At 49.6% G+C, this 12965-nt stretch carries 10 protein-coding genes; 2 read left to right on the top strand and 8 right to left on the bottom strand.

Annotation, left to right across the window (positions count from 1 at the left end; genetic code table 11):
• Positions 1 to 6: 6 nt before the first annotated feature.
• From KR52_RS03615 to KR52_RS14090, 4 genes are read right to left on the bottom strand one after another with little or no spacing between them, the layout of a single operon-like run.
• Entirely contained in the window at positions 7 to 1920 is a 1914-nt protein-coding gene (locus tag KR52_RS03615) for a cytochrome P450 (RefSeq protein ID WP_038552573.1), read from the bottom strand.
• Positions 1920 to 3830, bottom strand: coding sequence for a hypothetical protein (locus tag KR52_RS14095; RefSeq protein WP_156957576.1), 1911 nt, complete (start codon positions 3828 to 3830; stop codon positions 1920 to 1922). Before KR52_RS14095 ends, KR52_RS03615 begins: the two co-directional genes overlap by 1 nt.
• Positions 3827 to 4966, bottom strand: coding sequence for a hypothetical protein (locus KR52_RS03605; protein ID WP_038552567.1), 1140 nt, complete (start codon positions 4964 to 4966; stop codon positions 3827 to 3829). The genes KR52_RS14095 and KR52_RS03605 overlap by 4 nt, the downstream gene beginning before the upstream one ends.
• A gap of 41 nt (positions 4967 to 5007) precedes the next feature.
• Positions 5008 to 5640, bottom strand: coding sequence for a hypothetical protein (locus tag KR52_RS14090; protein WP_156957575.1), 633 nt, complete (start codon positions 5638 to 5640; stop codon positions 5008 to 5010).
• Positions 5641 to 6062: 422 nt separating this feature from the next.
• Between KR52_RS14090 and KR52_RS03600 the strand changes: the two genes are divergently transcribed.
• Positions 6063 to 6422, top strand: coding sequence for a hypothetical protein (locus tag KR52_RS03600; protein WP_038552564.1), 360 nt, complete (start codon positions 6063 to 6065; stop codon positions 6420 to 6422).
• Positions 6423 to 6795: 373 nt separating this feature from the next.
• Here KR52_RS03600 and KR52_RS03595 read toward each other — a convergent pair whose 3' ends face one another.
• Together KR52_RS03595 and argS are read right to left on the bottom strand one after the other, a co-directional pair.
• The gene (locus KR52_RS03595; protein ID WP_084221939.1) at positions 6796 to 8490 is read right to left on the bottom strand and encodes a bifunctional diguanylate cyclase/phosphodiesterase; all 1695 of its coding nucleotides are present in this window, start codon (positions 8488 to 8490) and stop codon (positions 6796 to 6798) included.
• A gap of 369 nt (positions 8491 to 8859) precedes the next feature.
• The gene (gene argS, locus KR52_RS03590) at positions 8860 to 10650 is read right to left on the bottom strand and encodes an arginine--tRNA ligase (RefSeq protein WP_038552558.1); all 1791 of its coding nucleotides are present in this window, start codon (positions 10648 to 10650) and stop codon (positions 8860 to 8862) included.
• 152 nt (positions 10651 to 10802) lie between these two features.
• Here argS and KR52_RS03585 point away from each other — a divergent pair, with 152 nt between their 5' ends.
• Positions 10803 to 11453 carry a hypothetical protein gene (locus KR52_RS03585; RefSeq protein WP_038552556.1) on the top strand — a complete coding sequence of 217 codons (651 nt, stop codon included), beginning with the start codon at positions 10803 to 10805 and terminating at the stop codon, positions 11451 to 11453.
• A gap of 11 nt (positions 11454 to 11464) precedes the next feature.
• On the opposite strand, the gene KR52_RS03580 is transcribed toward KR52_RS03585, so the two are convergent.
• Together KR52_RS03580 and KR52_RS03575 are read right to left on the bottom strand one after the other, a co-directional pair.
• Complete coding sequence (locus KR52_RS03580; RefSeq protein ID WP_253912444.1) at positions 11465 to 12646, bottom strand: iron-containing alcohol dehydrogenase; 1182 nt, start codon at positions 12644 to 12646, stop codon at positions 11465 to 11467.
• Positions 12647 to 12664: 18 nt separating this feature from the next.
• Positions 12665 to 12955: an antibiotic biosynthesis monooxygenase gene (locus KR52_RS03575; RefSeq protein ID WP_038552550.1), complete on the bottom strand. Its 291-nt coding sequence runs from the start codon at positions 12953 to 12955 to the stop codon at positions 12665 to 12667.
• Positions 12956 to 12965: the final 10 nt, after the last annotated feature.

Below are 12965 nucleotides of genomic sequence, written 5' to 3'. Positions count from 1 at the left end.
GCAGAATCATGGAAACTTATCCCTCAAGGAATCATCGGAATCGCGGAGGCGAACAAGAACATCAAACTCAGAGACTGTGATTCCTTTTTTAACAGGATAACCGCATCTTCCGGGTATTCTAGCCAGTTCATAACAAGAAAGAAGTTCACGAACAACAGCAGGTATGACTGACATCACAATATATTTTCCAGCACAGACGTGATGCATATGACCAAAGTGCAGGTAATCACGGGTCTGTCGTTTTGGATTGAATTGCCAAGGTTGATCAACATACTTTGGATCAAACATTGCCGAAGAATTCCAGGCCATCACTAAAGTGTTAGGTGAAACCGGCGAGCGGTAGGAAGCGGAGACCAACTCGGTTTTAGTGTTGCAATGGCGATAAATCACAGGATCACCAGGGGAAAAACGCAATGCTTCCAAGACAAATCCCTGCAACATCTCCCATTCATTGTGATCAGCGGCCGTCACCGCTTGTTGAAGAATATGAGGCCGAGCAAGCAACTGATCAATCACCTGACAGATTGTATTTTGCAAAGGCAACACGGCTCCCACAAGAAATCCCGTGAGATTGATTCGGATGGATAGATCATCCATGCCAGGGGTATCTGATCGCTGTAGCTTTAGGCATCGATGCAGCACAGTGTCAACATTCTCTAAATCATTCATGGACGGTTCCTTTGCAGCGGCAATCTGACGATCCAGATCCTGATTCAATAAATCTGCAGAAGCCAACGCCGCTTCTCGACTGTCATCGCCATTGATATCGTAAAAAATGTAGTAAAAGAGATCGGCGAACCAAGTCAGGTTGAAATCAGTTGATGTTGTTCCATTAGCATTCTGTGCCTGCATTGGAAGACTGATACCAAAATAGTGCTCTACAAACGATTTGATAACAGGTTGAACGAGATCATTTGGCAAGCTCAAAACTTTACCCCGATCAAGATCACGCTTCACGTCCTTTCTCTCCTCAAAGACAAAAAAACTGTCCTGAGATGCGTTGGCAGCAATCATTTGGCAACGATCCACGTCATCTCGACGAAAGATCAATCGCATGTTGGATATGTCACGAGTGTAGGTTGACGATGACACTTGCATGCCAAGGAGGAAATTACCTGAGGATCGCCCATTTTGTGTAACATCACACATTCTTGGTCCATAAATGACAGAAAAATCCTCAGAACGTTCCAAAACTTCCTCCACGTCATGACGCTTCAAGAGATGAAGTTGTCGCATGACAGGAAATTCGTCACCGTGGCTGTTTTCCTTGATGGTGATCCCAGGTATCCAGCTTGGCACCGTAAACCGATGAACAAACAAACGAATTAATGACAGAAAAAAATAAATCGTGAGGTGCTTATTCTTGACTATGAGGAAGCGCTGAGGGAATGACGGATAAAACGCTCTCTTGTCGTAACACTTATCTTGTGCGAGTGGCTCGGGAGCAAAAACATCAGTAAATCCAAGCGAACGAATCCAGTCAACAGGCAGCCACAATCCTTCTCTGATAAATCGAGAAAATATAAAGCCAAAAGAGAAGCTAGCCTGAGACGAACATTGAATTGCACGACGGGTACGATAACGGGGATTCACCCAGAACAACTGAGAGAACGCATCACCAAGGAAGCGGAGCAAGCGAACTGCAAATTCAATCCATTGAAGGCTGTATAAAAAAACCATACGCGACGAACGCGCCACAAAATAGACAAGAGCAGCGGCAAGTATGAGTAACTGATAATGAGAAATCAAGGAATTAAGCCAAGGCTTTAGCTTAAAGGCTAAAGTCTCAATATAAGTCCAGACATTGGCTGTCAAAGCGTAAAGGAATGCAGTCATATCATCTGAAAGCATGGATGACAAAGTGGACGGTTGCATCAACACAGAAGCGACAGGGTGAATGATCTGAATGTCCATGGCCATCAGAAACGGTTCTCAGCGAGCAACCGAATCGCTGAAAGACTGGGGATAAAGAAATAAGCTCCACCACGGCACACCACAGGCTGCGAAGAGGGCTTGGCAACAAATGGAAGTGCAGGGGAACCATCGGGCCGGTTGGTAGAGATCATCACTTTTGTATTCTTCGTTTCACTTGCATCAGAGGGATGAAGTGCACCAGCAATGGGACAGATATCATTGCCAAGATTGAAATCAGATCCGTAGTTCAACCACTGCTGTTGCATAAACTCAAACTGTCTGGCAAGGTCAGCACATAGGGCAACGAAAAAAGTACCCCGTTCTGAATCAACAGAAGTGGATTGATCATGATGACTGGAATGTTCACACTTCAGACCCGAGGGGGGTCCATAGGTCATACCACGCCTTAAGATTCGTCGACGATTCACAAGCAGTGAACTTGCTTGCGACGTTTCTGATGGATCGGAATCATTCCGGACCGACGGATCCCCACTATCGCGAGGGTTGCTCCGACGGATGTGCGAAGCGAATGGACATCTTATTCCTTTTGCATCATCAGTCTCGAATGTGAAAAGTGTAAATTGAATCTTGAATTTTTTCCAGGCTGCTTTGGCAACTGGGCCACCCTTTCTAGCTTCACCCGCCAGGGTGAGAAGACGTTTTCGAAAGCGAAGCCATGATTCATACGTTGGAGCATGGACCAATGGCGTTCCATCGTCCCAACGTCCAACGATTTTGGCACGAAGAGTCTTTAAGGCTTGAGAGAATGAATCACCAACGGAGGATTGATCAGATGAAGACGAAGTTTCTACGTTATCAAGCCATTTCTGCATCAATGGAGCCTGATCTGCTAGGGCATTATGGAATGCCGATACATTCTGCTCCAATTTCCGGACAGCCATGAATGTTCCATTTCTACTGAACGTGTAAGGGATAGGGTGACATGTTGTTTCTTGTGCTTCATTGGGATAACCCAGAAGAAATTCTCCTGGGGCAAGGGGTCTCCACTGACCACAGGAAAGATGACCTTGGCCTTGGGCCATCTCGTCTTGAAAAGACTTTGGATATTGGCCCTCAAAAACAGGGTCTCCGCTTCCATCAAAGAAGCCAAAGTGTTCATATTCGCTATATCTTAAATCTGTAAGCTTTGCATTTGGTGGAACATGAGCTAGCTCAATCTGTTTGTGAAGTTGAGCCAAACACTGGTGTTCGCTCTTCCCAGAAATAGCAAGGTCTTGGAGACGCGAGTGAACCAATGATTCACATTCGAGCCATTTCGAATCAGGATCATGGCTCGTGTGCCCTGTCAGTGCAGCCAAACCATGGTCTGCAGCCTGTTCCAACAAACGCTGGGACTCATGGTCGAGATTTTCAAGCATCATGGATCGTGCAGACTCAAAAGTCTCCTGACACTGATAATCAGACTTTGAAAAGGTATCTTTTCGCTCCAGGCAAACTCTTTTCAAGCAAGAATTAAATGACGCACGTAAGCTGAGCATCATATGAGTAATTTTGTCGTCTTCATCATCCTTCCAAGCGTTATCCCAATCAGGACGATTATCATTCAACATGTGAGCTCGTTTCCACATTCCATCTAAAAAAGCATCAGGAAATTGACGGAGAACTGAGTCGGGAAGCCCTAAAGCCTTTAAACCTGAAGCTGTAAAAGCTATATTGTAGAGAAGCTCTGGGCTATCTTTTCTGAGCTGATCAGCAGGAATCTGCATCTGAACAGATCGCTTTGACGGAAAAAACTGAGCTGTAGTAATTAAAGGCAGAATCCAACTCAAAAAATGCTGAGCCTCTTCCAGGTCGACCACGTGAAAAATAAAGTGGCGCACAACAGGATAAGAAGATCGCCCATAGGGAAGCAAGATGTTTCCCTGGATATCAAGCCGGTCAAAAGTTATTGTCATGACTTAGCTGATTGAAAATACTTGCCAAGCTGCAAGGAAGGCGAATGCAGATCAGAAGGCTTGTTGACGTCCAGGAAGGACGCAAAGCGCTGGCGGAGCGTGGCTTTATCGAAACTATCTATCTCTTGCCAATCGTCATACATTTCAAGCAACTTAGCTTGAAGATACAAGGCCTTGGAAATTGACTTCAAATCAACTCCATTGATTTTGGGCAGTGGCGTATTTGCGCTGTCGATAAAATAGCGCCACGCAAACATAAATAAAATCAGAGAAGTAACAGTCAATCCAAAGCTAACAAGCCCCCATCGGAGGAATGCTGTGTAATACAAGGGATTAAATAACAAACTCACAAGACGAAAAAGTAGAATCAGAATTGCCACCACAACTAAAATAAGGGGCAAAATTCCGATAATGATGAGGCCCCATCGATTTTTAAATGCCGAAGGTGATACTTCATCAGTACATGGGTCCCAACGTTGCACTTTGTCAGCAGCCCAAAAATAGGCGGAGTATGGATAGGTCGTCTCAACCTCGTGAGAAAGAAGCATCCGTTCCACCGTGTGATAAGCATGCCAATCTGCATGATGCGGCTCTAAAAGTTGGTCCTGTGGAGGAGATGGAAGAGAAAAACCCTGGCAGTGATGAAATATTTCAGTCAAGTATTCATTCGCGTAAGGCCAAAGCTCTGACAGATAGTCTTGAACGCAAGACGATGAATCGGGATCGCAATCAAAATCAATCGTTATCAGCAAATAGGGCAAATCAAGTTCGTCAATCTCGTCTTTTTTGGATAAAAAATCACCATTAACAAACAGAACCCTCAGGAAATCGATCAAGGAGTCGTTCCTTCGCCGTCCATTATAAAAAAGCTGATCGATAACAACAAATCGCGCAAAGTGTGTGCAGCGTGTGTGATCGAATAAATGCCGATGATCTTCGCTTGATTGCTTAAGGTCAATATTCTCAAGAAAAGAGTCAGAAAGTTGATTCAAGAAAGCTTTAAGGTGACGGACATAAGATTCCGGATTATTTCTTGTCCCTGCATCACTCTCGTCGGGATTCAAACTGGTGTATGGTCCGGCCTTGATCGGGAGTAAAGCTGTCAACTGATAAAAACCCGCTTCATTGCTCGGCATCTTTAAAAACCTCCATTAGATGATTTTTTTAGGAAAGAAAATCAATCAGAGCTGTCAGGTGAATGCGGAGGCGGCTTTCCTGTAGAGGGCAAATGGTTCACTAGATTCGTCATGACAGACTCAAACTGTTGAAAAAACAGATCATTCTTGGTTTCCGCAGAAGTAGCCTGATCCTGATTGATATGAAGCATCTGCTCCTCCAAGTAATGAATTGCTTTGCGAACCTTCAAAGCACTGGCAACATCTCGGAGTGAAAAACCTGGCAGCGCGTTGTAATAGTAAGAACTCTCAATTGAGTTGTCGTCGATGTAAGATTTAAAAGGGCTGCTAGGGATCGACTTTGGAAATCCAATACTTCGATACCACATTGTATCCATCCCTAACGAGATTACATCCGAGAACTCATCCAAATAAACATCCCAGGTTCCATTAAAATTAGAAGCAAATAAGAGATACGAATAACGCGTCTCAAAGTTGTCTGGTCGACCAGGCCATCGATCTTTTGGCAAAATCACCCATCTTGCAAAATGGATCATTTCAAGATTAACCAAAGGAAAAAACTGAGCCGGAAGTGATCGATATAAGCCAAACAAAAAACGGTTGATCCATGACCACCACAGAGGAGTGACAACCGTCAAGGCGTAAGATTTGCCAACAATGTCGCTCAGCGGCATGCAAAAAAAAAGCTCCTAAGAAAAATCTTAGAAACGCAAATTGGTACCAACTTAAATGAAACAAATCTTTACCTTTGATTCAGGTGTATGCATCGCCTGAATCAAAAGAAGGACCAAAGCCTTGATTCCTCAGTGTGAGCGGGGATGCAGCTTTATGGCTGCATGAAGACTGAGATCCAGTGACAGAAGTCCCAACACCATCATCATTCGCTGACAATGCAGCAGGTTGATCACAAAAGGTTATTCAGCTTCGCAGAATTGAGAAAAATTTAAGCCTTGCCTAAGATCTACACCATCAACTCCAGCAAAGATGGCTCACCATTAAATTCATCGGAGGCCCAATTGGATTGGCTTCATTGCACACATCCCATGCAAGCTGCTTCAATCGACTGGCGTAAGCGCAACCCTGCAAAGAGCCCCAGATGCTGTTCGTGCACGTTTCATACGGACATAAAGAGAGTGGACAGTGGGAAGAACTAGCGTCGATCCCACTCACCCCCTACGAGAACCTCTTGCCCGCCGAGACCATCCAAGACGAATGCAGTCCTTTTGGCCTTGATCAAGAGCCTTTAGAGTTGCCGAATGGAGAAGCCATATCGATCAGTGTGTCATTCCTTCCTGCCAACAATAGTCTTTCATTCATCATCGAAAAAGATGGCCTAACCCATCTGAACCTCGGCACCTTTAAGCCATATAAAGAAACCTGGGATCCATCTATTATCTTCAGGACCCCAAACGGCTTGAACCTTTCGTTCATGTTCTGCGAGCAAAATAAAGAGTAAAATAATTATGTCCTGAACTCTCTACTGTTAAGTAGCCACTGAAGTCGCCACTATTTGATGTAATTGCCGATCAAAGATTTCAAGACTTTGGCAGGCGACCATAAACATTGTGCCCAAAGGCCCTATTGCCAAGTCATCCAAATTGACATCGCCTAGCGGCCGCTGAACGACGATGCTTAAACATAACAAGACCCAGCCTGTCCATTTCTGCAGAAATGGTTCTGTAAGCTGTGAATCCTACGATCAATGGGCCAAGGCCTGATTATTGCATTGAGGCAAGCAGAACAATTCGAATCCACCAAGATCGATTGAAATGATAATAGTGATACCTTTCAAATTCACCTCTGTTTATACCCAAAACCCTTGGGTAAGTTCAGTCGATGATTGGCAGCATTTGTTCTAATGCCTCTGCGTGCACGGGCTTGGAGAACAGATAGCCTTGGAATAAAGTTTCACAAGACATGCCCGAACCCGAGCAACTTTCAGAAAGACTCTTGATGTAATCGTATTGATCAGACGACTCCACACATTCCACTACCGCAATGATGTCCATCGCCCTGGCAAGTGAAATTAAGGTGGATACGATTGAACAATCCGGCGCTGAGTCGGGAAGCCCGTGGACAAACGAGCCATCAATTTTAATGCTGGTGACGGGCAGCATTTTAATCACTGATAATGATGAAAATCCCGTTCCATAATCATCAATGCTCAGGTGAACTCCAATTGCGGCAAGCTCTTCAAAAATTTCTTTCGCCTTAGCCAAGTCTTGAAGCAAGACCGTCTCCGTTAACTCAATCCTAATCAAGGAAGGAGGGATTCCATTCAATTCACATATTGAACTAATTTGCTTTGCGTAGGAATGGCCTGAATTCTTTGCGTATTCAACCTGAGCGCCAGAGAAATTCAAGCGAAGTGCTGGGAGAACCATATTCTTTTTCTTCCATGCTGCCAATTGAGTAACAGATTCCAGCAAGCTTGCATTCCATATCGCATGGATGCAGCCACTTTCTTCTGCAAGAGGAATGAATGTGCTGGGTGGAACAGACACACCATTTTTGTTCCATCTCATCAGCACCTCAACCGACGAGATACAACCGTTGACATCAACAATTGGCTGATAGAGTTGATAAATTTCACGCTTTTCTAGAGCCACATTTAATTCTGACAACAACTCCAACTCTTCGTCTGTTCTTGTTATTCTTGCTTGTGGTAAGACATGGTGAACGGGTAGCGATTGCGCCTTGATCTTGCCATCTTTTTTGTACCGAAGCATGTTCACATCTGCTTTTCGAAATGCCTCTAAAATCTGACCATGCTCAGAGGCCATTGCAATCCCTACAGACGCATTGATTCCAGATGAGATCAAGCAATGGGCAATCCGCTGCTCTATTAACTGATTAATATCTTGACGTGTTGGAACGACCAGGCAAAATTCATCACCACCAATTCTAAACACTAGATCCTGATCTCGTGCCACCGAAAGGAGGGTGCTGCCTACCCTTCTTAAAACTTTGTCTCCCGCTTCATGACCAAATTCATCATTAATAAGTTTGAAATTATTGACATCAATCACAGCAACTGCATAGCCGCCAATGGCCTTTTCATGGCTTGGTTGATTTTGCGTGAATTCATCCCAAGCAGCTCGATTGAGGCATTTTGTCAACGAGTCAGTATTAATATATTTTTTTTCAGTTACATCAGTAAAGAACCATATTCTACAAATGCCATGGACCTCATCTTTGATCCCTACTCCACGCCGCTTAAATATACGCCCATCTATAAATTCAATCGTGTCGTTGGTTTCCTGAAGCGTTCCTTGAACGCGGTGAACAATCTCAACGAATTCATCAGGATGCTTGAGGTATTTATCCGCATATTTACAGCCTATCTCCTTATGCCCCGAAGTGTACTCAGAGATCACCTTTTCATCTACTCCCCAAATCCTATAGAGCTTCTCATTGTAATACAAAGTTTCTCTACTTTCGCTTGTAATTAAAACAGCGTCGCCAATACACCCCAACGTTGAGGCAATTAATTCAAAGCTTATTTTGGGAAAGGTGCTAGGCATATAGCAAAATTTTTCGCAGGTCAGCCAATAAGAATGCAAAGCATAGCTTCAATCATCCAATAGTTAATGATTGACACAATATTTAGGGCAACAATAGCAATGGGTAGTTGACGGCCTTAGCTCGAAAAGATAGCTGCCATGCACAATGCTTTACAGGCAGATTATATACTCGCAAAACCAACCAATCGCCCCTGTTTCAGTAAAATTTAAGTGGAAAATCACTGGTTTTTCAGGAAGCCCCCAACACCACCCTGCCGACAATCTTCAAGCGAACACACCAATGGCCAGGTGCCAAAACAGCAGCGCAGCTGTACAGATCTGAATCCGTATTCCAACAATGAGGGACCTCGAGCGCTCCTGGATTCCCGCTCACATCCGCTCCAGCGTGGCTATTCCCAGCAGCCCGAGGCCGGCCTTGAGCGTGTCGGCCGTCAGCCGGCACAGGGCCAGACGTGAAGGAAGTGCCTCCGCGTCAGCCTTGAGCACCGGCACCTGGTCGTAGAAGCGGTTGAACACCTGGCTGAGCTCAAACAGGTAGCTGCAAAGGCGATTGGGCAGCAACTCCTCCTCCACCTCAGCGATCACCGCATCGAACTTGAGCAGTTCCCGCACCAGCGCCCATTCCTGCGGCTCGCTGAACTGCAACTGCGCCGTTGCTGCCGCATCCAGATCACCCCCCTTGCGCGCAATTCCAGCGATACGCACCACGGCATAGAGCAGATAGGGCGCCGTGTTGCCCTGCAGCGCCAGCATCCGATCAAAGGAGAACTGGTAATTCGTGATCCGGTTCTGGCTCAGGTCGGCATATTTCACCGCCGCCAGGCCCACGGTGCTGGCCACATGGTTGATGAACGCCTCAGGCTCGCTGCGCTCTTCGTCCTTCAGGCGTGAACGCAGATCGGTTTCGGCGCGCTCGACGGCTTCATCAAGCAGATCCCGCAGACGCACCGTGTCGCCGGCCCGGGTCTTGAGCTTCTTGCCGTCCTCCCCCTGCACCAACCCAAAGGGCACATGCTGCAGCCGGGATCCATCGGGGATCCAACCGGCCCGTTCCGCCACCTGGAACACGCCGGCGAAATGATTGGCCTGGCCGGCGTCAGTCACGTAGATCACCCGCCGGGCCCCATCCCCCTCCGGCGTTGCCGCAAAGCGATAGCGGATCGCCGCCAGATCAGTGGTGGCGTAGTTGAAACCACCGTCGCTCTTCTGCACGATCACCGGCAGCGGCTTGCCGTCCTTGCCCTGCACGCCCTCAAGGAACACGCACTGGGCCCCGTCATCAGTGACCAGCAGATCGGCGGCTTTGAGTCCTTCAATCACCGCCGGCAGGAAGGGGTTGTAAAACGACTCGCCCCGCTCGCTCAAGCGGATGTCGAGCCGGTCGTAGATCTTCTGGAATTCACGCCGCGACTGGTCACAGAGCAGGCCCCAGGCCTTCAACGACAGCGGATCACCCCCCTGGAGCTTCACCACCTCCTCGCGGGAGGTGGTCTGAAACGCCTCGTCGTCATCGAAGCGTTTCTTGGCCTGCCGGTAGAAGGCCACCAGATCGCCGAGGTCCACCGCATCGGCCGTCTCCAACGCCTCCGGGGCCACCTGCTTGAGGTGGGTGATCAGCATCCCGAACTGGGTGCCCCAGTCGCCCACGTGGTTCAGGCGCAACACAGGGTGGCCGCGGAACTCAAGCACCCGGGCCAGGGAGTCGCCGATGATCGTGGAACGCAGATGCCCCACATGCATCTCCTTGGCGATGTTGGGGCTGGAAAAATCCACCACCACCGGCGCCGGGTTCTCCACGGAGGGGACCCCGAGGCGCTTATCCCCAAGCCGCGCAGCCACCTCCGATGCCAGCCGCTCCGAGCGGATCGTGAGGTTGATGAAACCGGGCCCGGCGATCTGGGGCTCCAGGCAGAGGTCGGTGAAGGCGGGATCGGCCTGCAGCTGCGCCACGATCGCAGTGGCGATCTGACGAGGCGCCTGCTTCAAGGGTTTGGCCAGCGGCAGGGCGCCGTTGGCCTGGAAGTCGCCGAACTCAGGCTTGCTCGCCGGGGCCAGCTGGGGGTCGAGGCCGGCACCCGCCGCAGACGCCCAGGCCTCGGGGAAGGCCCGTTGCATCGCACCGCGCAACTGGGTGTGGAGGGCGTTGGCGATGCGCAGCATGGACAGCAGCCGGTGATCGGAGTCAGCTCCTGATCATCTCCCGGCGCGGGAATGCACCCTCAGGGCCTGATCAGGCCAGCTGCAGATCCAAGGGACAACCATGCCAGCACTGAACAAGCCACCTACCCTCCGATCTCATCCAAGGGGTGCGATTGGACCGCAAGATCTTCTACACATGCATTCGGGATGATTTGTTCAACGGCGTGCTCCGGCAGCAGCACGTGGATGGAATGGAAGCCATCCTGAACTTCTGGGACGCACCACCCAAGCCACCACAAGGGGACTTCAAAACCAACTGGGACATCCGCTCCATCGGCTGGCTGGCCTACATGCTCGCCACCACAAAACATGAAACAGCTGCCACCATGCAGCCCATTGATGAATACGGAGATACCGCTTATTTCACACAGATGTATGAAAACCGATCCGACCTCGGCAACACGGAACCTGGAGATGGAGCCAGGTTTCACGGGCGGGGATTTGTGCAACTCACAGGCCGGGCGAACTACACCGCCATGACAGGTGTTGTGCAATCAATTTTTCCTGACGCGCCCGATTTCACAAAACACCCCGATGCTGTGAAGGATGACCGCTATGCAGCAGTGATCATGTTTAACGGCATGTTTTGTGGGGTGTTCACAGGATGGGCTCTCAAGAACTTCATCGGTGATCCTCTCGAGGGGCAAATTGTGGACTACTTCCACGCCCGCAAAATCATCAACGGCATGGACAAAGCCGATCTGATTGAGGGTTATGCCAAAAAATTTGCCACCGCCCTTGACCAGGCTGGTGCAAGCACTTGATCCAACCTTGCTTAAAGCCTTGTTTGCAGCAAGGCCTTGATCTCTGATGGGGTCAGCGCAATTGGGTTGTTGCGGTTACTGGCGGACTCAACGATCCGGTCCAGATCAGCAGCAGTGATGCCGTAGTCACCCAGGCGGGGGATCCTCAGTTCCTCAACCCAATCGAGCAAGCTGTTCGTGAAATGATCCACAGCAGCCTTGTTCTCACTGAGGCCGCTGCCATCGGGCATCAACCGGCCAACACGGGCCATGCGTTCAACGGCAGGGTGGTTGGGATCGCGTTGTTGCAGAGCGCGCCAGTTCTGCTGTTGAGCGGCAGCCATCAAGGTTCCGCAAACCACACCGTGGGGAATCGGAAACCAGCCCCCGATCGGCCCCGCCAGACCGTGAACAATGCCAAGGCCGGCATTCGCCAATCCGATGCCTGAGCAGAGGGCGCCGTAGGCCATGCTCAAGCGCACCTGCGGATCGGCGGCTCCCTCCTCTCCACAGGCACGCCGCAGATTCGGCACCACGTGCTGGAGCCCGCTCCAGACGATCGCGTCACTCAACGGGGATGCGGTTGGGGAAAGAAATGGCTCCAGCAACTGCGTGAAGGCATCCATACCGCAGGCTGCCGTCACATCAGCAGCGGCACCGGTGAGCAGCGAACCATCCAGGATCACGGCATTGGGAACAAAGTTGTCGTGACGCAACGACTTCTTGTAACCCTCCGGACCCACATCACTGAGGACGGCGTTTTTCGATACCTCTCCACCGGTGCCTGAGGTGGTGGGAATCGCCAGGAAAGGCAGCGTGATTCCACTGTGGACCAGACCACGGCCCACACCCTCGAGGTGATCGAGCACAGAGTTTCCGTGGGGGAGCATCGCAGCAATTGCTTTACCGAAATCGATGACGCTGCCGCCACCGATGCCGATCACAGCGTCCAGGCCCTGATCAAACCACTGCTGGGTGGTGCGATCCACCAGCTCCGTGCTGGGTTCACCGTCACAAACCACATGGTGATGACTGGCTCCAGCATCGTTGATCAAACGCTCCACGAGGCTCAGGTGACCCATCGCCTCCAGCGAGGCTCGTCCGGTCACCAGCAAGACCGATTGCACCTGATGCGACTGCAGCCAAGTGGTGATCTGTTTGAGCGTTCCCATACCGCAGTGAATCGGCGGGACCCGTGCAAAGGAAAACGCCATTGTCATGGGTCCGTCGCGTCATGGGGCAACCGATTGGTAGGGAACACCCTTCCGCGGTTCAGCCATCCAATCGGCGACGGTTTCCCTCCACTTCAGGTAATGCGGCGTGCTCTTGTGGGCTGCTGCGGCCGCTTCGGATTCGTACGCCTCGTAAAGCAGAAACCGAGTGGGGTCGTCCTTGCTTTGGAGGATGTCAAAGCGTTGATTGCCAGGTTCCTGGATGGATTCCTGGTGATTGAGGATGGACGCCTGACGAAACTCCTCGATCCGATCGGGTTTCACGTGAACGTGAACGCAAGTGACGTGCATCGATCAGCCA

Origin of the sequence: Synechococcus sp. KORDI-52 (assembly GCF_000737595.1) — a bacterium.
GTDB lineage: Bacteria > Cyanobacteriota > Cyanobacteriia > PCC-6307 > Cyanobiaceae > Parasynechococcus.
Note: the sequence above shows the minus strand (reverse complement) of the source record. Positions and strands in the feature narration are given on the sequence as shown.